This window comes from Halobacillus ihumii, from assembly GCF_902726645.1.
Classification (GTDB): domain Bacteria; phylum Bacillota; class Bacilli; order Bacillales; family Halobacillaceae; genus Halobacillus_A; species Halobacillus_A ihumii.
The window spans coordinates 2,348,137-2,370,145 of sequence record NZ_CACVAO010000001.1; the positions used below are offsets into that span (position 1 = coordinate 2,348,137).

The following is a 22,009-nucleotide window of genomic DNA, read 5'->3' on the forward strand; positions in this document are numbered from 1 at the left end:
TTCAAAGTTACATCGATATCGCTAGAAAAGCTTATCTTGGCGAGTATGATGATTGGGACGGAATGGAAGCCGAAGTCATGTCTGGTCAATCATATGAGGGGCAAAATAGAGGCTTATTATAGTATCTGAGCAAGTTCTTGGAAAACCATAATTTTCCTCAATCGGGTTTTTCTGGAATAAAAACTATTCCGGATTTGGGCCATATTGTGTTTGGGAATATAATGGGTGAACAGAATAAGTCTAACCAAGTATCTGGGGGAAAATAAGTTATAAGGGATTGCTGTCATTAAAGCAACCCCTTAACACTATTTATTAAACAATTTATAACTATTGAAAAGAGATAAAAATTGTTTAAAGTTAACGTTATTTAAGTCATATATTTTTGCATGTTTCAAGGCTTGTCTGAACTGATTTTTAGTAAAAAGAGTGTGATATTCTTTGTTTACCCATCTATAAACAAACGATTGATATTTTTTGTAGTCTTTCTTTAAAATCAATGGCTCGTGGCGTTCAAGAATAATCAATACAGAATCCACACTCGGCTTAGGGTGGAAATACGTTCTCGGCACCTTTGTGAGAATTTTTATATCCATTTCCACCATCAACAGCAAGCCTAAAGCGCGTTGCAGGTTTTGTAGCCTTTTCGAAAAACCTTCCTCCACGATAAGATAACTGTACTTTGCCTGGCTTTCAAAAGTAATTTTTTTAACAATATCCGTACTGATATTATAGGGGATATTGCCTAATATTTTATAGTTTATTTTTTTGGGGAAGGCAAATTTTAGAATATCCGTATGGATCACTTTTACATTCTCGAAAGGCTCCACCGCTTTTTGAGTGGTTAGACATAAATTTTCATCAATTTCTATGGCAGTCAGCGACCGACTCATTTTGACTAGCTCTTTGGTAAAATGCCCTTTTCCTGATCCGATTTCTATTACGTTGTCTTGTTTATTGATATCCGTATGATTCAATAGTTCTTTTACATGCTTTTTAGAAGTAATAAAATTTTGCGTATCTTTTGGGCTCTTCTGGTTCATTATAACCTTCTCCTTGTTGGTTATAATGAACTGACTTTAAGCGTTCATTATAACCAATTAATTTTGGTTTGGTTGATAATGAACTCTATTAATGACAAATATAGAAAATAAACCCATACCTTTATCTCCTTTCCATTCTTTTCATTATAAAAGAGATAAAGTAAAATCGACTACTGCTATGCTAGCACACATATTTGAACCCTCCATGACTTGCCTTTTATGTAACTGATTATATCATTTTCGTAAACAAATACTCAAATACAGGTTCTCGTTTGCAAGCCCCTTAAAACCGTAAGCTTTTTTCCGCAACACGATCGGGCGCTTTTCTGGAATAACAGTTAAGAACTTTTTTATCACAAATTTTGTGTGTGATGATTAGGTGAATGTTGAAAGTAAAGAACTATTTTTTAAAGCAGCCGCATTTTTCAACGGAAGAATGCGGCTTCACGTTGTCAAAAGTAAACAACTTTATTTTTACATAACAATAAGTTTGAAATGAACTAGGACCCTAATTAAATGTTAGGGTCCTTAATTATAAAAAGTCGGGGTATCTTGCCAAAGGGGTAAAATTTTTAAAATAATTATCTCGACTTAATAATAAATTAAATTTGATAAAATGGATATACATTAAAAGCCATTAGCACCTTAGAAGATGGAGTTATAGCGCTTCTGAAATTTCTAATAGAAACTACTACAGTTGATTTGCGTACTCCATTTGATAACATTTTCAATATGAGTCATAATTGCATCTGATCTTATGATAAGATAAGTAGCATAGTAAAGAATGATGATTGAGAGAAATCATCAAAATAGAAGATGTGAACTTTCTCAAAGGGGTGGAGGTATAGTGAAGAAATCCGATTTTCCAACAGAAGAACGTAAAGAGCAATGGGTTAGAGAGAGAAATAAGAAACTTGAGGAGATGGGCCAGTATTTCCAAAGGTACTTTCATTTAACAAAAGTTAGAGAGAACGAAAATAGTTATGAAGTACAAGGGTACGTGTATCATCCGGGCTATGGAGAGATAAGAATGGCGTTTGAGTTTACTTATGATAACGTAGCTAAATTTACGGATTTGTTTGAGAGTGTAGAGAGCGAATAGCCATATAGAAGTATGAATGAACCCGGTTACCATTTCCTTTGGTACTGGGTTCATTTCATTTTTTAGCTCTTGAGCTTGACTGTATTAGCAGAATGAAAATAAGGAGAGGTCTGCCTTGAAACAAGAATTGTCGACGAAAGCAAGTCTCTTTACAGGGCTGTTTACTGGAGTTGTGTTCTTTTTGTGGAGTTATATGGTTCCGGAGGCAAATGACAAGATTTTAACGAGCATTGCAGTCGGCTCCTTAGCAGCGTTTTTAGGTTCTTTATTAGGTTCGAAACTATTCCCTTCCCAAAAGCAGGGAACGAGATAACCTGCCAATAAGTTAAAAATTGCCAAAGTCGATAGGAAACTTCTATAATAATATTAGATTTGTAACCAAGTTAAAGTCACCATTTTTTCAAAAAAGGGGAATGAAACATGGGACTAGATCCACAAGTGAAAATGTTACTACAACAATTAGAAGCAAATGGAGCTCCACCGTTAGAAAGTTTGCCTCCGATATACGCTCGCCAGGCATTTGAGTCCTTAGAAGCTAATTCGGAGGAACCTCAAGAACCCGTACACATTGTTGAAGATCGTTCAATTCCAGGGCCATTTGGAGGCATCAATATAAGGGTTTACACTCCTGAAGGTACAGGGCCTCACTCTGCACTCGTTTTCTGCCATGGCGGCGGCTGGGTCATCGGCAGCCTGGATACTCATGATAATGTGTGCCGTGCACTGACAAACTTAGCCGACTGTGTGGTCATTTCAATTGATTATCGTCTTGCCCCTGAACATAAATTCCCTGCAGCGGTGGAGGATTGTTATGCAGTTGTAAAGTGGATAGCAGATCACCCTTCCATTTTTAACATTGATCCTTCTCGAATAGCTGTCGGTGGGGATAGTGCCGGGGGAAATCTTTCGGCAGTAATTTCCTACTTAGCTAAAGAACGTGGAACACCCCAGCTTGTCCATCAGCTGCTCATTTACCCTTCCACTGATTTCACGGCAGAAACAGCATCGATGAGGGAGAACGCAGAGGGATATTTTCTAACCAGAGGCAGTATGGTCTATTTCCGCGACCACTACCTCCAAACTCCCGAGGATGCTGAGAATCCGCTGGCATCGCCATTTCTCATTGAAGATTTTTCAGGACTGGCGCCTGCCACTGTAATCACGGCAGAATATGATCCTCTCCGTGATGAAGGGGAAGCTTACGGAAGACGTTTAAAGGAAGCTGGTGTACCCGTGGTTCTTACACGATATGATGGTATGATTCATGGGTTTGTAAGCATGGCAGATAAGCTTGATCAAGGAAAGCGGGCTTTAGAGCAAGCGGGGAACGAGCTGCGTACTTCCTTTGAAAAATAATAAACGCAGTCGGAAATGCTTTGTTAAATCGAATCAAATTGTCTTTGTCCCCCTTTCAAGGATGAATAGTTATGGATCAATTTTCAAAAACTATTCATATAAAAGGAAGGAGGAACACAAAGATGTCTACCCCTAAAGGACCGAAACAGCAAAAACAACCGAATTTGCCCAAAAGCCCGGACCAGCCTTATGGAGAACCATTGAGCGGATCCCATAAAGTTAAAAATGCTAATCATTCTCGCCAAAATCAAAAATCCCACCACGATATGTAGAGAACTTAAAAAAGAGAGAGGACGAATTTCCTCTCTCTTTTGGATTCGATGGATTCTATAATTAAGACGCTCACCATCGCTCTCGTCCCCGCCTAAATTTGTTCCTACATAACCAGATCCTTACGTCGGCTGACCATTAAATTTTCAATCTTTTATCTGCAGCCTCATGACAGTTAGACAGATTTTCCCACCTACAGTGAATGAAAGAATTAGACTATGTCAACAATTAATCGTATAGCCTATTGAGACTGGAGGTTAAAACATATGGGGTTAATTGAAATAGCTGCTTTAATTGTCGCAGCCATATCGATCATTCACTTATGGATAGTACGGAAATCCCACCATCATAAAGCTTTAACGATTATTGAACAAATTGAAACGGATGAAAATTTGAAGAGGACTCTGGCGATGGGGATTTACTACAGGTTTAAGAATAAGGAAACAGTCCAAACAAAGGCAGGAGAAGTAGTGGAGGAAAACTACTCCAAACTATTTATCAAGGAAGACCCAGTTACTTTCGAACGATTTGTGGCAAATATTTTTGAAAAGAAATTCAATGGCACTGCCTGGGTCACGAATCCTTCCTGGGATTTTGGCGTTGATTTTGACCTTACCGTAAAGGATAAGAAATATTTAGCACAGGTGAAATGCTATAAGGATGACATGGGATATGAACCAATTGCATTACTTCATTCAAATATAGTGAAGGAAGGCGCAGCAGGGGGCTACGTGATTACCACTGGCTCTTTTAACAAGAATGCTGTGAATTATGCTCATTCACTAAAGGACATTGAACTTATTGATGGATTGGAGCTTGTAGAGTACTGGCTGGAAGGCGTGAAAGAAGTGGATAAGGAGTTAATAGGCGAAATAGAGGAGGCCTAATGTACTTATTTTCTTCTGAAACATTGTGTAGGGTTTGAATAGTCGAAAATTTCACAATAAATGATTGACAATTAGTGCTAGGGAGTGTAAATTATAGGATAATTAAATAATATATATTTCTTATCCAGAGAGGTGGAGGGACTGGCCCTTCGAAGCCTCGGCAGCAGACTGCAATAGTACTGTGCCAATTCCAGCAAGCCGTAAAGGTTTGAAAAGATAAGAAGGGTGAAGTAACCGGATGCTTAAACCTCTTCTTATTTTGTGAGAAGAGGTTTTTTATGTGGGATTGCATGGGCACAGGGAGAAACAATAGAGGAGGGCTTGTATGGCAGACATTGATGAAAGAAAAATTAAGGATATCATCTCGAAGCTGGAAGGATTGGAGTTTGGTTCATTAGTGGTCACGGTGCACAATGGGGAAGTTACTCAAATCGATACCACTGAGAAGCAACGTTATACATCAAGCGACAATGGTTCCAAGAAAATAAATACATAGTAGGGGGTACTCCGAGATACGTGTAAAATTAGGACATAGGATGGGATATAATCCCATCCATTAATCTAATACCAACCGTCCATCTACTGGATGAGGCGCTATCTCTAAGTTAATCGTGTATTCTCCGAACCTTTTAATGTGACTCATTAAGTAAGGGCTTAGATGTCTGATGTCCTCAGTGTGTACCTCATAACCCTCCTTCGAAAGGAACGTAAAACTTTCGTAAGATCTACAACATTGTGAAAGATTAAGGCATTGGATACTAGTTCATTGTACTTCATGATCTTTTCTTGCTGTTTCGGATCGTTTGTAGCGATAATCCCTTGACCGCCGGAGGAAAGCCACTGCGAAAAGTCATGAAAAGCTTCGACTTTGTTCGTTTCGGCTGTAATTTGCTTTCTTACATCCATATCAGATATGTAGAATAATAAGAAAACTGTACGAACCACACGTCCTAGTTCACGGAAGGCTTGATACAGGCGATTTTTACGACTATAATTACTAAGCTTCCGGAGAAGAAGAGGCGACTACATTTTCCCGGATTGAATGGAAAGCACGACCCGCATCAGATCTTGCCAATGCGTTTCGATTAAGGACCAATCAATGGCATCGCTAAATAACGCATTGATATGCTGGTACACTGTATCTTTCGTAGGGCGATAAAATTTTAAAGCCTTGATATTCCGAATGCGGGGCATGAGTTTGATGCCTAATAAATAGCTGAGCGCAAATACCGGGGTGGATTGCCCCTGCGTATCAGCAAACAACGTATCCGGTTGAACATCGGACTCGTTCTTTAAAAGGCCTTCAATAATATAGACGGCCTCCCATACCCCACAAGGAATGAAGTGGCTAAATAAGGAGATATAGTTGTCCGAAATATGGTGGTAAGCAATGCCTCCGTATCCTCCATAGCGAATATGATTTTCGGCAAGCAAAATCTAATGGAAAAATCATTATTCTATCAACACATGATCCACAAATACGTGAATATGCTAATAAAAAATTATCTTTAAATCAATAATGGATACAATTACTTGTTAAGTTGGTGAATCATTTTGGAATGGAAAACTTATTTATTTAGTGAAGTTTTGAAACCTTTCTTTCTAATAGTAGGCATTATCCTAATCAGTATTTCCCCTTTATTTATGACGGTTGAGGGTTTTGTTTGGCCTGGATTCGAAACGATTGGTAGCGTCTTTGGCCAAATGATGCGTCCGGAGTCGCTAGTCTATATAAACCCAACCTCAGAGGTAGAAAGAAGTCTATTCCCCATTATATTTAAGGCCTTTGCAAGTTCCTTGAGAGTATTAGGTCTAGCGCTTATTGTTTCCTTCTTTATTGCTCTTCTTGGAACCATTATTTTATGGCGTGCTCCTAAGAGGGTTTATAAAGTTTGCTTATCATCATCTTCTTTCCTGCAAAGTATTCCAGATGTTGTTTTCGTCGTTGCCTCTCAAATGTTTCTCGTATGGTTATATTTTCAGACGGGGACGACCTTTATATTGCAGGAGCCGGCGAAGAAGAAGCTATTTTAGCACCTGCATTGGTTTTAGCTATCCTTCCAACGATGTATTTTCTCCAATCCATGTTGGAACTTGTAGAGGAGGAGAGGAGAGAGCCTTACTATGACCTTGCTACAAGCAAAGGATTAACCAAATCATTTATTTTGCTTAGACATATTTTGCGGAACATGTTCGTCCGGCTTGCCTACCAAGCGAAATTCCTAATTAGCATAATGATAAGTAATTTACTCATCGTTGAATACCTTTTTGAGAATTTTGGAATGACTTCCTTTTTGCTTACTTATTCTCAACCACCCGTATTTTTTGTGACTGCTTTATTGTTCTTCGGTCCTATCTATTTATTTTTAAAAGTGATTGAACTGTCTTTATACTTCTTCACAAGACAGGAGGTCTCTTTATGATTAAAAAATTGTGTAAGCAGCCTTTTTTCCTTTTGGGGATTGGTTTTTTATTGCTCATGTTAGCTGGAAGTTTTGTGCACGCAATATTCTTTGACTCCTATGTCCTCAAAACTCCATTTTTATATAATGATGAGAATAAGATAGTAGGGCCACCATTTGCTCCTTTTGACCACTCCATATTAGGCACAGATATGAATGGTAATCACTTGGTTTATTACATGTTACAGGGAGCAAAGTTTACAATCTTAGGAGCCTTGTCTATAGGCCTCATTAGTTTTTCTCTTGCCTTTCTAATTGGGATCCCTCTTGGATTCAGGTATAAAGGGAAGTCTAAAATTGTAGAAAATACCATTTCCGTTTTATATTTCATTCCTGCTTCCATGATTGCCTACAATTTTCTTCGACCTTTATTATGGGAACCTATGTCTGGATTTCCAACAAGCCTTGCTTTTCGACTAGGCGTAGAAGTGTTGGTTTTAAGTATTCTATTGGTGCCTCCTGCAGCTATACTCATAGCGAATGAGACGAGTGTTATCTTAAAGAGGGAATATGTCACAACAAGTAAAGTATTAGGGGCAAGACCATACCATCTATATCGTCGTCATCTTATCCCCCATATCAAAGGGAACCTCGTTACAATATTTATGAGACAGACCATCCAAGCTATCCTTGTTATGAGCCACCTAAGTGTATTTGAACTCTTTTTTGGTGGAACTAATGTAGAGTACGGAATAGGGGCTGGTCCACCAACTCCTATCACCTATGAATGGGCATCCATGGTAGGCATGTACTATGATACATTGCAAACAAATGTTCAATGGTTAGTAGGAGTGCCATTGATTTTTCTAGTGTTATTTATTATTGCCTTGATGGGTATGATTCGTGGTGTTAAGAATGTTATGAAGCTAGATGACCGAACCGTTTTCTTAAAGGAAAGAAGAAAGGTTAAAAGAACTGAAAGTGAAAGGAATTCAGCAAATTTAGGATCCACACATTTTACAATGGTTAAAGATTCATCTAGGTAAAGACCTTTTAGTTAAAGTATGAGTTTGTTTGGAATGAGCTCAATATGTAACTACGGCCATTTAACATTTATCTAAAATAGCCGACTCTTCTTAACGTCGTAGGAAGGGTGCAGTACATAAGCTCACACGCGACAAGCGAAACTATGAAGTGCTATACATACGGATTACCAAACGGACACCAAAACTCGGTATACCGAGGATATTTGCTAAGCAGTTTTCTCTCGATCAAACAAGGGGGAAAACTGCTGCCAGCTGTTTCCAATCCTGGTATCCGAGTTTGCCAGACCGTTAGGTCAAAAGCAAGTAAAAAGAGAGAAAAAGAAATAAGGGTTACCATTAAGGCAACCCTTGAGGCTATAACTATTCTAGCTTGTATCAAAATAAACAATTAATCATATGTCTTTCCGGTAACATATTCTGCCTGTCCATCACTATAAAATTGAACTTTAAATTGAAATTCAGCCTTATTATTTGAACCGTCTACCCATTCTCCTATATCACGAAATTCAAAACATGCTACTCCATTGGGACCGATCTTTTCTGCAGCTGGTATTTCATAAAAACTAAGAACTTCATCGTATCCTCCCATTTCCTTTAACCATACCCGAACAGTGGTATTCGCATCATTACCGTCAAAACCCGACAAACAAACCCGGAAATCTCCACCAGTTGAATAGAAAGTTTTAGACCACGAGGCAGATGATCCATCACGCGTACCATAAACAGAATCGCTTCCTACATAATCCCACCCTGAAGAAGCTAATACAGTGGAAGGGATCAATACAAAGATTAGTAGAACAAACATAGAAACTTTCAATTTGGAAATTCGCACATTTAATTCCCCTTTCAAAGAAGTAGATTATATATTATAGCCCTAAATAATAATTTTACAATAATTTAACAATAATTCAACAATAATTGTCAAATATCCTCTTTTAAATTTAAAATATAAGAAAGGTTGTCATATCAGCTTAACGTATGAAATTTTTTAATAATTGGCGAGACCCCTGCAATAGATTGTTCCGTTGTTCCCTTCGATTTCTTGACCACAATTAGCGCATTTCATTTACTTCGCCCCCTCATTGACTACTTTATAAACTGTACTGCGTGCTATGTTGTACTCTTTCGCTATGTCATTTGCTCGTTCTCCACTCTCATATAACTTTCTGATCTGTTGTTTTTGACTTTCCTTTAATGCAGGGCGCCCAAATGGCAAATGTGTCTCAATGGCGTATGTATGATGATGCAATGAATAAGGCCCAAGCTAGACTCGTTAATTTTCAGCATCATCTAGACCTACCCTCGTACTGGGGAGACGGGACCACCTCATCTTCTGATGGTATGCGTGTTCGAGTTGGTGTCCCCTCTCTTTATGCGGATCCTAATCCGCATTATGGGCATGGGAAAGGGGTCACCTTTTACCGCTCTACAAGTGACCAGTATGCCGCCTATCATGGTAATGTTGTTCATTCTAATTCAAAGGATGCCCTGCACTAGGTGGATGCCTTGTTGCATCATGAAACTGAACTGAATATCAAGAACATTATACGGATACGGATGGATACACGGATCAAGTTTTTGGATTATGTCATTTGCTTGGATTTCAATTTGCCCCTCGTCTTCGTGACTTAGGGGATTCTAAGCTATACGTTATTGGCCAAAAGAAGGAATTTCCCAAACTCGAAAAACTACTCAAAGGACGTATTAATTTAAAAAGCATTCATGAAAATTATGAGGATATGCTGCGTTTAGCCCATTCCATTCAAGAAGCCAAAGTGTCCGCGGCATTGATGTTGGGGAAACTAGGTTCTTATGACAGACAAAATAAACTGGCTGCCGGACTCCGAGAAGCAGGAAGGATCGAGAAGACGATTTTTATCTTGGATTATATATCAAATGAGGCCATAAGGAGAAAAATTCATCTGGTTTAAATAAAGGAGAAGCTATGAATGCTTTAGCAAGAGCCCTGTTTTTTGGTAAGCGCGGTGAATTACGAGAACGGGCTATACAAGATCAACTCCAGAAAAATAGTGCATTGAATATAATCATTAATGCCATTAGTGTATGGAATACGGTTTACTTGACTGAGGCCGTCAAGACTCTCAGAAATAAAGGATCATTAAATGAAGAGATGCTTCCCCATGTATCTCCGTTAGCTTGGGAGCACATTAACTTCCTTGGAGAGTATTCTTTTGACTTAAAGAACCGAACGGCTCCCTTAAGATCTTTAAACATATAACATGAGCTCCCGGAAACTTCCTTAGCGTAGGAATTTCCGGGTTTTTAATGGTGAAAATTGTCTTAGCGCGGGTCAAACGTCAAAATGTTGGCGATACCCCTAGTAGAAGTCGGTTATTTTTTGTGTCGAGTTTGACCTAGCACTGATTTTCTGCAGCTGGTTGTGCTCCATAAGGAAGTCTAGAAGAGTGGTAACTCTTATTATGTATTTATTTTCCACCCTATGTCCTATTTTTGCACGTATCTCGGAGCACCCCTAGTACTGCTTAAACAATTAAAGGCACCTTTCTATGTTAAATGTAATAGAAAGGTGCCTTGCTGTTGTAATAGGAAGGTAACCTGCCGTGTTCAATACCAAACCTATTTGAAAAAGGAACCAACAAAGGAGTATAGGATAATGGTGACGAATAAAATAGTCAGGTGGTTAAGTGAAAAAATAAACATCGTTTTAGCCCACTTTTCTGGACTCATTTTTCTATAGCCGACAATACTTAATACGAGCCAGGCTGTGCTGAAGAATAAAGCAGCCATCATAATCCCAATTGAAAGTGAGGCGAATAAGAAGCTGGCTCCGATCAAGGCAACTAAATAGATGTTCGTCTGAATATACGTGCGTCTTAGCCCTTTTACAACAGGGAGCATAGGTACATTAGCCGCTTTATATTCATCGTGTCGACGAATAGCAATCGCATAAAAGTGCGGCATTTGCCAGAGAACCATAATGAGAAATAATCCAATTAATCCCGGGTGAAGCATATTGGAAGAAATCGCTGCCCACCCAATCAGCGGGGGTACGGCCCCTGACAAGCTGCCGATTTCTGTATTGTAAATCGTTTTTCGTTTTGACCACATGGTGTAGGGAACAACATAAATAAATAACCCAATAAAACCAAACAATGCAGCAAGCGGTGAAGCCAGTGCTAGAGTGATCAGACCTATTAATGCCATAGATATACCAAGCGTGAGAGTGGATTTCAACTCCATCCTCCCTGTTACAGTTGGGCGGTTCTTAGTACGGTCCATGATGGCATCAATATCTCGGTCATACAAATTATTAAAGGCTCCCGCTGCTCCAATGACGAGAGAAGAACCGATCAAGGCAAAAATAACCTCTGGAAGTTTCGTAAGCGGGTGAATCCCGTTCACATATAGAGCCAGTGCAAGACCTGCAAACATGGCAATTACATTTGATTTGACGATTCCTGTTTTTATCGTTTCAGCTAGGACTTTTGACAAAGCCTGCTTTGGTATAGGAAGAGAAGACTCTTTAATGCTTTTGTCCGTCTTTACACTACTTCTCATAGTTTCCCTCTTTTCTTTTGCATTACACTATCTAAGAGAATTCTATCACATTACGTTAAAAATAACCTGTCAGCGGGGTAAATTTCGGGAAAATGTCAAGAAGTTTTGAACGAATTTTGACAAGTTATTCTCTGATAGATCAGAGCTGTAGACCGCTTTCGACATGATTAGCTGTTTCTGCGAATAGAAGAAATTGGAATGAAAATCCGTTCAAAGGCTTAGGAGGGGGAAGATGACACAGAAGCTTGCTGTTGCTATTTTACATGGTGCTGGCACTCCAGAGAAAAATTTTGCAGAAGACATGATCGGAAAAATTTATAAAGGGTTCGCGAAAGAAGTGAAAGTCCAACACCCTGAACAAGAATTAGAAATTGTACCTGTGTATTGGTCCTCCATATTTGAAGAGGAGGAAGAAAGACTTTGGAGAAAATTACAGCAAAGTGCGGACTTGGACTATGTTAGACTGCGTCGGTTTGCCGTTGAATTTCTGGCAGATGCTGTGGCTTATCAACCATCGTCTGTAGCGGATAATAATTATGATAAAGTACACGCTGTGCTGGCCCGGGCATTGAACCGTTTGAAGGAGAAAGCGGGTCCCACTGCTCCGTTATGTATCATAAGCCATAGTCTCGGGTCAGTAGTAGCAAGCAATTATTTTTATGACCTTCAGCTTAAACATGAGAATATAGGTATCCATACGGGAAGACACACTGGACAGTCACCTCTGGAGAAGGGGGAAACATTGGCGTTATTTTATACGATGGGCAGTCCTATGGCCTTATGGTCCCTACGGTTTATTGATTTCGGCCTTCCTATAAGAGTTCCCTCTCCCATGGTCAAGAAATATTATCAGCATCTTCAGGGTGAGTGGCTTAATTTCTATGACAAAGATGATGTTCTGGCCTATCCTTTAAAAGGTTTAAATGACCATTACCATAGCGCTGTGACGAAGGATGTGCAAGTTAATGCAGGCGGACTTTTAACAGGGTGGAATCCTTTTTCCCACAGCAGATATGATACTGATCGAAGCGTAATTGCTCCAATGGTAGAGGGATTAGCCAGAACCTGGATGGAGGTGAATAAGAGTTAGGAATTAGAAATTGGGACAATGACACATCACAATGAAAGTTGAATAAGATAGTACATACGTTTAATACCTAACCTGGAAAAGAGGTATAGCATGATTTTACTATCGGGAAAGCCACTTCAACAAAGTGACATGTGGCCCTCCACTAGTATGGAAGATATCATCCTTGAGGAGATGCAAGGGGATCATATCATTTATTCCTTTTCGTCGTTTGATCAGTTAGTGTTTGCGCTTCAGTTACGAAAGCAGATCATTTTAAGTGCTGAAGCAATGAATCAAAGTGAGATGGAGTTCGCAGTGTTTGCAACTTCCCGCTGTAATCCAGAGTACTGGCGTTTGACAGAATTAGGCGGATTTCAGTTGCGCAGGGGTGTAAAGCCTTCTGCGGCTATTCAGGATTTTTACAAGAATAGTTCGCTGTATGCCTTTGAATGTGCAGGGGCCATGCTAATTATTTATTACCATGCTGTTCTTAATACCATTGGTGAAGATGCATTTAATTATTTATTTCCTGACCTCTACATTTACAGTTGGCACTCTGATTCTGATCTCGGAATTCATTCTATTTATACGCATGACTTTCTACCAGGTGATGTCGTCTACTTTAAAAATCCGGATTTTGACCCTAATGCTTCTCAATGGAGAGGGGAAAATGCAGTAGTCATGGGGGATGGAACATATTTCGGTCATGGTTTGGGAAGACGTACAGCTGAAGAAATGATAGAAGCGTTAAATAAAAATAGAAAACAGGGCTCAAATCAATCAGCTTATCTAATGAGTGCAGCTAAAAGACTTTCATTTAAACATTTGGCGGAATTCTCTGTACCGCAAAGAAATCATCCGAAGCAAAAGTATAAATATCCTATCGTCCCTCACAATAGAACTTCAATTCAGTTTGAGGACTATCTTATCTTCCTTTATTCCATGTATAGAACGTCATAAAATCTGTCACTCACCTCATTTCCTTCAGGAGCCTGAAATGAGGTGAGTATCATATTGATTTGATAGAGCGAGCGGCTGCTGAGTATCTGTATCCTTCAAGAGTGATAACGGATTCAAAATTTAATGGTGCACTCTCCTAAGTTGTCCTCTCCCCATTGCAGGCAGAAATGATCGTTGTTTGAGACGGCCCCCACCCCTTCTGGAGTACCCGTGAAAATCAGATCACCTTGCTGAAGGCCCACATGAGAGGCACAATAATCAAGTAATGTTTGGAAGTCAAAAATTAAGTCCTGGATATTCCCTTTTTGTACTTGTTTTCCATTGATTGTAAGGCTAAAGCTCCTTTTCCTGCATTCTTCTACACCTGGAAAGGTTATAAAGCGACTCAAGACCGCTGAGTTGGGAAACCCTTTAGCCAATAACCATGGGTGGCCTTTTTTCTTCAAATCACTTTGAATATCTCGTAAGGTAAAGTCAATTCCGATAGCCATTTGATCCACAATCTCATCAACGATGATTCCTTTTTTATAAGGTTTTCCTATTTGGAGGACTAATTCAGCCTCATAATGGACGTCCCCACGGTCTCCTGGCAGATAAATATCAGCTCCATTTGCACGGGTGTAGGAATGGCTTGGTTTTGTAAACAGCAGCGGAGATTCTGGAACATCATTATTCAATTCTTCCGCATGACGTACATAATTCCGTCCGACACAATAGATCGTACCAATTTGGTTCATATAATCACCCGCTTTTCACACTATATTATTTTAAAACGTCTTTAATAGCACTTTATCATATCTCATCTCTGTTTGTTGTCAGTAATTTGAATGTCATATAAGCTGAGAATTAGGGTAAAGACCTGCATAACCTCTGGAGGTGCATGGTATGAATGACGTTCAGGAACTTCAGGAAAAAATTAATTATGATAAAACATTTGATTGCGTTCAGTGTGGATATTGTCTTCCGGCCTGTCCAACTTATGAAACAATGGAGAGAGAAACTCATTCGCCACGTGGGCGCATTAACCTCGTGAAACTTGTCGCAGAGGGCAAGGCTTCTGTAGAAGATTTACAAGAGCCGATTGAGAAATGTCTCGGGTGCATGGCTTGTACAACGGTTTGTCCTACTAATGTTCAATATGGACAAATCCTAGAAGGGGCAAAGGAAGTGATTGAGGACCATCAAGTAAAATCTACGTGGCAGAGGAAAACAGAAGATTTCCTGTTTGGCTCCTTTTTTCCGTCCGGCAAATGGATGGGGAGGTTAGGAAACTTCACGTGGTTTTATCAAAAATCCGGCCTGCAGTATCTGGTGAATTCTTTATCTCTGACGCAAGCAGCTCCTTTTCACCTGGGTCAGTTTGAACAGGTTCTGCCTGCCCAACCTGCACCCAAGCAACGTGCCAGACGTGCGAAGCGGTACATACGCCATAGACCAGCAGCGGGGAAGGTCGCCTTTTTTACGGGGTGTGTAATGGATAGTGTGTTTTTTGAAACCAATGAGAACACGATTGAACTGCTGTTACGAAGTGGTTTAGAAGTTGTTCTTCCAGATCACCAAACTTGCTGCGGAGCTCTGCACGCCCACTCAGGAAAGGTGGAAGACTCGCGGGAGTTAGCTAAACGCAATATTCAAGCATTTGAAGAGGAAAATGTTGATTATATAGTGAACAATGCTGGAGGCTGTGGAGCCAGGTTGATAGAATATCATCATTTATTTGAAGAAGGCAGCTCGTGGCATGAAAGAGCTAAACGGTTTATCTCCAAAATAAAGGATATTTCAGAAGTTCTGGCAGGTGTTGAGGGGTTGGAATTTACCCGGCCGATTCATCGAACGGTTACTTATCAGCCATCTTGTCACATGACCAATGTGCAAGGGGTTCAAAGTCCGCCCCTGGAATTAGTGAAAAAGATACCAGGAGTTACCTTAAAGGAACTGGATCGTCCCGATTTCTGCTGTGGATCAGCTGGTATTTATAACATCATTCATTACGATGAATCGTTGGAGGTATTAGATGTGAAAATGAAAGATGTATGTGGTGTCCACCCGGACTCGATTATCACTACAAATCCGGGGTGTCTTTTGCAAATGAAACTAGGAATTGAACGAGAGGGGGCGAATCATGAGATGGACGCTCTCCATCTTGTAGATTTGTTATTAGAAGCAGAGCCAAGAGTGAAACGTGCCTAATACGTTAATCTACTTTATGAAATCGCTGGATCTGTTTAAGAGTTAGGAGTCAGAGCTCATGTTAGAAACCATCAATATCTATTTACAAAAATTTATGCCATTTATTACACCGATCTCAGTCGTTGTTGGGGTCGTCTTTGATGAATGGCTTAGCGTGTTTGTGTTTCTAGTTCCATGGATATTTGCATTCATGACTTTTTCAGGAAGCTTGGGCTCCAATTTCAGCGATCTAAAGAATGTGCTTCGTCATCCCTTGTCCCTGATTGCCTGCTTAATTGTCTTACATTTGATTATGCCGCTCATTGCGCTCGGAGTAGGAACACTGGTCTTTCCGGGCGATACGTATACCACGATGGGCCTCATTCTATCTTTTGTTATTCCGACTGGGATTACGAGTTTAATATGGGTGTCTATCTATAAAGGGAATGTCGTATTAACCCTTTCGATTATTTTGGTAGATACATTGCTTGCTCCATTTATTATTCCATTGATGATGCAATGGTTGGCAGGAAGTGCGGTGGAAATAGAGGGCAGAGAAATGATGACGGGGCTTTTATGGATGATTGTCGTCCCATCTTTGATTGGAATGCTTGTGAATCAATTTGCGAACAAGGGTGTTACGCGTTCACTTGAGTCAACTTTAGCTCCTTTTACAAAAATAGGAATAGGGGCCGTTGTGGCTATCAATAGCTCAGCTGTCGCCCCATATTTAAAAGACATTGATGGAAAATTACTGTTAATCGCTTTAATCGTGTTCATGCTGGCCATCTGTGCTTATACGATTGGCTATGTTTCAGGGAAGCTTATGAAGACAGACCAAAGTACCGTAATATCTCTCACATTCAATAGTGGTATGAGAAATATAAGCGGGGGTGCAGTGATCGCCATTACCTTCTTCCCGCCAGCTGTAGCTGTTCCTGTGATTGTTGGCATGTTGTTTCAACAAGTATTAGCAGCATGTACGGGCAATATTCTGGGCAAATTTTCGTTGGATCCAAGGAAAGAAGAAGTGAATGTGCCCTCCTAGAAACGAGATAATAGCTCGGTAAAGATAAGTCTGTGCCTCTCTATGGGGAGAGAATCTAATTGAAAATGTTAACCTGTGCAATATAGCGCATGAGCCCCCGCTTAAAGGGGCTTTTTTCATGTCGTGTTTCCCAACTCGAAAATGAAGGAATTTTCTCACATTTAGCTGAATGGTAATAGTAACCCTAAAAAAGGAGGAATTTGATGAAGTTCAAAGCTTTAGCAACATTGTCGCTCGCCATGTCGTTGACCATTTTGCCGAATGTTGGAGATGTTTCTGCAGAAAGTGAGGTTAAGGTTCCAGAAAAGTCGAAAGAGGTAAACGTTCAGGTTGATAAAGGCAATTACGTCAAAGGTGAAGTCATCGTAAAATTCAAGGATAAGGGTAAGAATGCTAAAAAAGCACTTAATGGCCTAAATGCAGAGGTTGCCGCTGAAAAGGATCCAGTAGATTCGAACTTTAAGGTGTTAGAAGTTGGGAATGTTGAGGCAGCCGTGAAGGCCCTTAATAAAAACCCTAATGTAGAATATGCCGAGCCTAACTACAATTTCAGTGCGACTTGGACACCAAATGACTATTACTATAGCAGTGTACAATATGGACCGCAAAATACTTATACTCCTTCAGCATGGGACTATGCAAGAGGGAGCAGCAGTCAAGAGATTGCCGTGATTGATTCTGGTGTTGATTATACACATCCTGATTTAGATGGAAAAACAATTCGGGGCTATGATTTCGTAGATAATGATTATTATCCAATGGATGAAAACGGTCATGGTACGCACGTGGCAGGTACGGCTGCTGCAGAAACGAATAATTCAATCGGGGTTGCTGGTATGGCTCCAAATACTAGCATTCTAGCCGTTCGTGCTCTAAATGCAAGTGGAAGTGGCTCCCTTGCAGATATCGCAGATGCTATTCGTTATTCTGCGGATTCAGGGGCTGAGGTTATCAATCTATCATTAGGATGTAACTGTGATACGCAAACTCTTGAGAATGCCGTAAATTATGCCTGGAACAGTGGATCTGTCGTAGTTGCAGCTGCGGGTAATAGTGGAGTCTCCACAACGTTTGAACCAGCTTCTTATGCCAATGTAATTGCAGTAGGTGCTGTAGACAGCAGTGATAATATAGCTTCGTTTTCTAACTACGGTACATGGGTAGACGTGACGGCCCCGGGAGTACAGATTGCATCAACTGTGCCAAACAATGGATACGCTTACAAATCTGGAACTTCTATGGCTTCACCGCATGTAGCAGGACTTGCAGGACTGTTAGCGGGTCAGGGCAGAAACAACGTTCAGATTCGAGCGGCCATTGAGAATACAGCTGATCCAATTAGCGGAACAGGGTATTACTTTGAACATGGACGCATTAACTCCTTTGATGCTGTAAGATATTAAGAACTGCAAAAGAATCCATATCTTAGTATTGAAAAAGGCCCTCCGTATCTGGAGAGCCTTTTCTCTTTAACATTCACTTAGCGCAAAGGCTTGTAGTTTCATTAATGAGGATGTAAATATGACGTGTGCTTATGGCATTATTTATTTATAAAAAAAGAGAGGCACATGGCTCTCTCTGTTAATAGTAAGGATAGTATGGGTAATACGGGTAGTATGGACGATAGTAAGGATACAGAGCTAATCCTGCTAAAGCTGCAAGCGGGAAAGCGAGTCTCCTAAAGCGTCTTGCTCTGCGACGGCCGTAACCGTATCCATAATCACCATACTGCCTGCTTTCGATTTCATCCCCATTGTCATCCACCATAACATCCTCACTTACGAGAACAGTGATTCCGTCATCATCGACGTGAACAATAACACCGTCAATAGTGGCTCCGTCTGATAATGCAATCATCACATGGTAGTATTTATACTTTTCACATTTGCTATAGGTAGGCTTTTCGTAACCATTATCATACATATTCCGTTCGTCGGTCATATGACACCCCTCCCTTTACAAAATCATGATACGCACCCAGACCATATGTGTGACAAAAAATTATGATAAGTCATAATTCTTAATATATAATCCCATTTTTAGTAAACTAAAAGAAACCATATAGATGAGGTGATGGAATTGGAAAAAAGAGCACCGATTGACCTTGGTAACCGTATTCACTTGATTGATGGCTTTGATCTTGGCATACCAGGCCGCACAGGTACATATGTGATAGAGGAAGAAAACTTAACATTGGTGGAAACAGGGCCGAGCCCATCTGTTCCCCGTATTCTGGAAGGGCTGAAGGAATTAGGACAAGAGCCGGCTCATGTGAAATACATTATTTTGACCCATATCCATCTTGATCACGCAGGTGGTGCGGGTCTTCTATTGAATGAGTGCCCTGAAGCTAAGGTGATTGTCCATAGTCGGGGCAAGCGTCATCTTGCAGATCCAACAAAATTGATTGCGGGTGCCCGTGCTGTTTATGGAGACCAATTCGACCAATTGTTCGATCCTATTTTACCGATACCTGAAGAACGACTACTAATAAAAGAGGATGGAGATACCCTAACCATAGGGAGGGACTGCAGCCTTAAATTTCTTGATACACCTGGACATGCAAAGCATCATTTAGGGATTTATGATCCAGTCAGTAATGGGGTTTTTACAGGGGATACAGTAGGAATTCGCTACCATCAAACGGATGATCGTGGATTAACTTTCTATTTGCCCTCGACTTCGCCTAACCAGTTCAATCCTGAAGCGATGCAGCAATCAATCGATCGAATCAAAGGAATGAACATTGACCGAATTTATTTCGGTCATTTCGGGGAGTCTAGAGATCCAGCCAAGGTGTTTAAACAAGTGTCTGAATGGATTCCTGTCTTTGTAGAGGCCGCAGAAAAATCGTATGCGAATGGTGAGGGTGCAGCAGGTACTCAACTTCGGCTCCTTGAAAAAGTTTCCGGCTATTTAAGCGAACACGGAATACCCGATGATCATCCTGTTTATGAAATATTGAAACTTGATTTTGAAGTATGTGCAATGGGGTTGATGGATTACTTGGACAAAGCCAAATAACCTTTCCTTCTTCAGCCGGGGAATTTTCCTAGCAGGTTGTGTAAATGATCAAGATTTATGGTATAATAATCTATAGGAACCATATAATAAAAAAGGTTGCAGCTGTCACTGCAACCCTTCTAGATAATGATTCCCCCCAGGGGATCAGCTATCCACTTAAGGAGTAGACCTCTCCCGATTAACATGTCAGGCTAATAGGGAGGTCTATTTTTTATTGATCATTTTTATGATCAACGCGAGCAATGCAATCAAAAACGTCCCGAATGAAAATAAAACCATCAGAACTTCATACATGCTAATAGGCATCACCCCCTTACTGCCATTGGGGTTAGCCGACCTACCCTAAAAGGAATATTATCTGTATATTATTGTATCACATTCCATTAGGCAATCCTACCATAAAAAGGAACATATGTTCTGGTTTCGGGCTGCCTTATCTCATTTCACTCAAGACTCACTGCACGAAATTAGGGAGAATTAACACTTCAACCCGTCTGTTTTTTGCCCTATTTTGCGGGGTATCGTTTGGCGCTACAGGGCTGTGCTCACCATAACCTTTGGCACTAAAGAGCCGGGGGTCGAGCTTTTCATTATTTAACAGTAAACTCATAAAGTTTACGGCTCGCATTACGCTCAACTCCCAGTTGGATTGAAAATCACTGTTACGAATTGGGCGGTTGTCCGTGTGGCCGCTAATGATGATTTCATGCGGTTCCTTTGTATTAAGAATCTCTGACATATCTTTAGCAATGCCGATACCGTCTCTTTTAACTTCTGCACTGCCTGAGTCAAAGAACACGTTATCTAAAATAACGACTAACAATCCCTTTTCTGATAAACTCGTTGTGAGCTCACCGATTAGCTTATTTTCTTCGATATAACCTTCAATTTCCTTCTGTAAAGATTTTAAAGGTAACAGTTTGTTCTCTTCTGTCTGAGTTTTAACTTTTGGTTCTTCTTCCTTTTCTTCCTCATCACTGCTTATACTTAATGGTTCTATTGGGCTCTCCTCATGTTCCATGGGTCCTTCCCCACCACTGAATTCATTTCGGAAAACCTCAGAAAACTCTTTGAACTTTTGTGCATCAATTTCACTTGAGGCAAAAAGAACAATAAACAATGCTAAAAGCAGTGTTAACATGTCAGCATAGGGTAAAAGCCAGGACTCATCGGTGTGATTTTCCTCACGCCGTTTCTTCTTTCTCATTGGTTTCCTCCTTGTCTGCCTCCGAATGTAGTTTAGCAAGGTCAGAGGGTGATAAATAGACACTTAATTTATCTTTAACCACAAGCGGTGATTCTCCTTCTGTAATCGAAAGGACACCCTCGATGATCACATATTTATACTGTACTTCATTTTTTGACTTTTCCTTCAGCTTGTTTGCGAAAGGATGCCATAACACATATCCTGAGAAAATTCCTAAAAGCGTAGCAACAAAAGCTGCTGAAATTGCATGGCCAAGAGCTTCGGTATCATCCATATTCCCTAGTGCCGCAATAAGACCGATTACTGCCCCGAGTACTCCAAGTGTAGGGGCATAGGTGCCGGCTTGTGTGAAAATAGCTGCCCCTTTTTGGTGCCTGTGTTCCATGGCGTCCACTTTTTCTACTAAAACATCCCGGATAAATTCGGGTGTCTGACCATCGATCGTTAATTGCAATCCTGATCTTAAAAACGGGTCATCCAGTTCATCGATCCTTTGTTCTAATGCAAGCAATCCTTCTTTACGGGTAAAGTCTGCTAGTTCTGTAAAAAGGGTAATTAAATAATGAAAATCATGTCCCTTCGTTTCCTTAAACAGAATCTTCATAAGGGCAGGGATACGTTTAATTGTACTCATGGGAAAGGCGATGAATACAGTTGCTGCTGTGCCAAGAAAGATAATGAGTAATGCAGCCGGGTTGATGATCGCAACTAAGCTGACGCCTTTTAATACCATTCCTGCCGATACTGCAATTATGCTTAAAATGATTCCAATTATTGTTGATTTATCCATATTCCCACCTCTTGCTTATCTTGTAGTTTATATAAAACTTCCACGGAATGCTTTCTGTCAGTAAGTAAGTGATTGACTCCAAACACGCTGCAGCCTCCT

The 22,009-nt window shown here is 40.3% G+C and carries 24 protein-coding genes, 2 pseudogenes and 1 riboswitch; of the genes and pseudogenes, 15 read left to right on the forward strand and 11 right to left on the reverse strand.

The window, feature by feature from the left end; translation table 11 throughout:
- Window positions 1-305: 305 nt before the first annotated feature.
- Together erm(A) and G6R08_RS22475 are read right to left on the reverse strand one after the other, a co-directional pair.
- A complete protein-coding gene (gene erm(A), locus G6R08_RS11730) occupies window positions 306-1,040 on the reverse strand; it encodes a 23S rRNA (adenine(2058)-N(6))-methyltransferase Erm(A) (RefSeq protein WP_163528082.1) in 735 nt (244 codons plus the stop codon).
- Between the two features lie 57 nt (window positions 1,041-1,097).
- Window positions 1,098-1,157, reverse strand: coding sequence for an erythromycin resistance leader peptide (locus tag G6R08_RS22475; protein ID WP_163531292.1), 60 nt, complete (start codon window positions 1,155-1,157; stop codon window positions 1,098-1,100).
- A gap of 730 nt (window positions 1,158-1,887) precedes the next feature.
- Here G6R08_RS22475 and G6R08_RS11740 point away from each other — a divergent pair.
- The 6 genes from G6R08_RS11740 (at window position 1,888) to G6R08_RS11765 (ending at window position 5,151) form a co-directional block, all read left to right on the forward strand.
- The gene (locus G6R08_RS11740; protein WP_240339698.1) at window positions 1,888-2,142 is read left to right on the forward strand and encodes a hypothetical protein; all 255 of its coding nucleotides are present in this window, start codon (window positions 1,888-1,890) and stop codon (window positions 2,140-2,142) included.
- A 115-nt stretch (window positions 2,143-2,257) separates the two neighbouring features.
- Complete coding sequence (locus G6R08_RS11745; protein WP_163528084.1) at window positions 2,258-2,455, forward strand: hypothetical protein; 198 nt, start codon at window positions 2,258-2,260, stop codon at window positions 2,453-2,455.
- A 107-nt stretch (window positions 2,456-2,562) separates the two neighbouring features.
- The gene (locus G6R08_RS11750) at window positions 2,563-3,498 is read left to right on the forward strand and encodes an alpha/beta hydrolase (protein WP_163528085.1); all 936 of its coding nucleotides are present in this window, start codon (window positions 2,563-2,565) and stop codon (window positions 3,496-3,498) included.
- Window positions 3,499-3,620: 122 nt separating this feature from the next.
- Window positions 3,621-3,770: a small acid-soluble spore protein P gene (locus tag G6R08_RS11755; protein WP_163528086.1), complete on the forward strand. Its 150-nt coding sequence runs from the start codon at window positions 3,621-3,623 to the stop codon at window positions 3,768-3,770.
- 264 nt (window positions 3,771-4,034) lie between these two features.
- Complete coding sequence (locus tag G6R08_RS11760) at window positions 4,035-4,655, forward strand: restriction endonuclease (RefSeq protein ID WP_240339699.1); 621 nt, start codon at window positions 4,035-4,037, stop codon at window positions 4,653-4,655.
- A 117-nt stretch (window positions 4,656-4,772) separates the two neighbouring features.
- Window positions 4,773-4,878, forward strand: a riboswitch (SAM riboswitch).
- Between the two features lie 102 nt (window positions 4,879-4,980).
- Window positions 4,981-5,151, forward strand: coding sequence for a YezD family protein (locus G6R08_RS11765; RefSeq protein ID WP_163528088.1), 171 nt, complete (start codon window positions 4,981-4,983; stop codon window positions 5,149-5,151).
- 60 nt (window positions 5,152-5,211) lie between these two features.
- Here G6R08_RS11765 and G6R08_RS22120 read toward each other — a convergent pair.
- A pseudogene (locus G6R08_RS22120) lies at window positions 5,212-6,089 on the reverse strand (transposase); the annotation flags it as partial.
- A gap of 533 nt (window positions 6,090-6,622) precedes the next feature.
- Between G6R08_RS22120 and G6R08_RS11775 the strand changes: the two are divergent.
- Window positions 6,623-7,078 (forward strand): ABC transporter permease subunit, encoded by a 456-nt coding sequence (locus G6R08_RS11775; RefSeq protein ID WP_163528089.1) that lies wholly within the window; start codon window positions 6,623-6,625, stop codon window positions 7,076-7,078.
- On the forward strand, window positions 7,075-8,103 hold the full coding sequence (locus tag G6R08_RS11780; protein WP_163528091.1) for an ABC transporter permease subunit: 1,029 nt from the start codon (window positions 7,075-7,077) through the stop codon (window positions 8,101-8,103). Before G6R08_RS11775 ends, G6R08_RS11780 begins: the two co-directional genes overlap by 4 nt.
- 388 nt (window positions 8,104-8,491) lie before the next feature.
- On the opposite strand, the gene G6R08_RS11785 is transcribed toward G6R08_RS11780, so the two are convergent.
- Window positions 8,492-8,935 carry a hypothetical protein gene (locus G6R08_RS11785; protein ID WP_163528092.1) on the reverse strand — a complete coding sequence of 148 codons (444 nt, stop codon included), beginning with the start codon at window positions 8,933-8,935 and terminating at the stop codon, window positions 8,492-8,494.
- Between the two features lie 234 nt (window positions 8,936-9,169).
- Window positions 9,170-9,352 (reverse strand): helix-turn-helix domain-containing protein, encoded by a 183-nt coding sequence (locus G6R08_RS11790; RefSeq protein ID WP_163528093.1) that lies wholly within the window; start codon window positions 9,350-9,352, stop codon window positions 9,170-9,172.
- On the opposite strand from G6R08_RS11790, the pseudogene G6R08_RS11795 reads away from it, so the two are divergent.
- Window positions 9,310-10,342: pseudogene (locus G6R08_RS11795) on the forward strand (Tn3 family transposase); the annotation flags it as partial. The gene G6R08_RS11790 and the pseudogene G6R08_RS11795 sit on opposite strands and share 43 nt — an antisense overlap.
- Before the next feature lie 359 nt (window positions 10,343-10,701).
- Here the strand turns inward: G6R08_RS11795 and cyoE are convergent.
- A complete protein-coding gene (cyoE, locus tag G6R08_RS11800; RefSeq protein WP_163528095.1) occupies window positions 10,702-11,643 on the reverse strand; it encodes a heme o synthase in 942 nt (313 codons plus the stop codon).
- Between the two features lie 232 nt (window positions 11,644-11,875).
- Between cyoE and G6R08_RS11805 the strand changes: the two genes are divergently transcribed.
- The gene (locus G6R08_RS11805; RefSeq protein ID WP_163528097.1) at window positions 11,876-12,733 is read left to right on the forward strand and encodes a chemotaxis protein; all 858 of its coding nucleotides are present in this window, start codon (window positions 11,876-11,878) and stop codon (window positions 12,731-12,733) included.
- 90 nt (window positions 12,734-12,823) lie between these two features.
- Window positions 12,824-13,672 (forward strand): protein-glutamine gamma-glutamyltransferase, encoded by an 849-nt coding sequence (locus G6R08_RS11810; protein ID WP_163528099.1) that lies wholly within the window; start codon window positions 12,824-12,826, stop codon window positions 13,670-13,672.
- Between the two features lie 113 nt (window positions 13,673-13,785).
- Here G6R08_RS11810 and G6R08_RS11815 read toward each other — a convergent pair whose 3' ends face one another.
- Entirely contained in the window at window positions 13,786-14,409 is a 624-nt protein-coding gene (locus G6R08_RS11815) for a fumarylacetoacetate hydrolase family protein (protein WP_163528101.1), read from the reverse strand.
- Window positions 14,410-14,557: 148 nt separating this feature from the next.
- On the opposite strand from G6R08_RS11815, the gene G6R08_RS11820 reads away from it, so the two are divergent.
- The 3 genes from G6R08_RS11820 (at window position 14,558) to G6R08_RS11830 (ending at window position 18,292) form a co-directional block, all read left to right on the forward strand.
- Window positions 14,558-15,862: a (Fe-S)-binding protein gene (locus G6R08_RS11820; protein WP_163528103.1), complete on the forward strand. Its 1,305-nt coding sequence runs from the start codon at window positions 14,558-14,560 to the stop codon at window positions 15,860-15,862.
- 58 nt (window positions 15,863-15,920) lie between these two features.
- Window positions 15,921-16,889 (forward strand): bile acid:sodium symporter family protein, encoded by a 969-nt coding sequence (locus G6R08_RS11825; RefSeq protein ID WP_163528105.1) that lies wholly within the window; start codon window positions 15,921-15,923, stop codon window positions 16,887-16,889.
- A 203-nt stretch (window positions 16,890-17,092) separates the two neighbouring features.
- Window positions 17,093-18,292: a S8 family peptidase gene (locus G6R08_RS11830; RefSeq protein WP_163528106.1), complete on the forward strand. Its 1,200-nt coding sequence runs from the start codon at window positions 17,093-17,095 to the stop codon at window positions 18,290-18,292.
- 178 nt (window positions 18,293-18,470) lie between these two features.
- Here the strand turns inward: G6R08_RS11830 and G6R08_RS11835 are convergent, their stop codons facing one another.
- Window positions 18,471-18,830 carry a hypothetical protein gene (locus G6R08_RS11835; protein ID WP_163528108.1) on the reverse strand — a complete coding sequence of 120 codons (360 nt, stop codon included), beginning with the start codon at window positions 18,828-18,830 and terminating at the stop codon, window positions 18,471-18,473.
- Between the two features lie 138 nt (window positions 18,831-18,968).
- On the opposite strand from G6R08_RS11835, the gene G6R08_RS11840 reads away from it, so the two are divergent.
- A complete protein-coding gene (locus G6R08_RS11840) occupies window positions 18,969-19,913 on the forward strand; it encodes an MBL fold metallo-hydrolase (RefSeq protein ID WP_163528111.1) in 945 nt (314 codons plus the stop codon).
- A 204-nt stretch (window positions 19,914-20,117) separates the two neighbouring features.
- On the opposite strand, the gene G6R08_RS11845 is transcribed toward G6R08_RS11840, so the two are convergent.
- The 3 genes from G6R08_RS11845 to motA all read right to left on the reverse strand — a co-directional run bounded on the left by G6R08_RS11845 (window position 20,118) and on the right by motA (window position 21,910).
- A complete protein-coding gene (locus G6R08_RS11845; RefSeq protein WP_079525257.1) occupies window positions 20,118-20,219 on the reverse strand; it encodes a putative holin-like toxin in 102 nt (33 codons plus the stop codon).
- A gap of 148 nt (window positions 20,220-20,367) precedes the next feature.
- Window positions 20,368-21,120, reverse strand: coding sequence for a flagellar motor protein MotB (gene motB, locus G6R08_RS11850; RefSeq protein ID WP_163528113.1), 753 nt, complete (start codon window positions 21,118-21,120; stop codon window positions 20,368-20,370).
- On the reverse strand, window positions 21,098-21,910 hold the full coding sequence (gene motA, locus G6R08_RS11855) for a flagellar motor stator protein MotA (RefSeq protein WP_163528115.1): 813 nt from the start codon (window positions 21,908-21,910) through the stop codon (window positions 21,098-21,100). Before motA ends, motB begins: the two co-directional genes overlap by 23 nt.
- Between the last annotated feature and the right edge of the window lie 99 nt (window positions 21,911-22,009).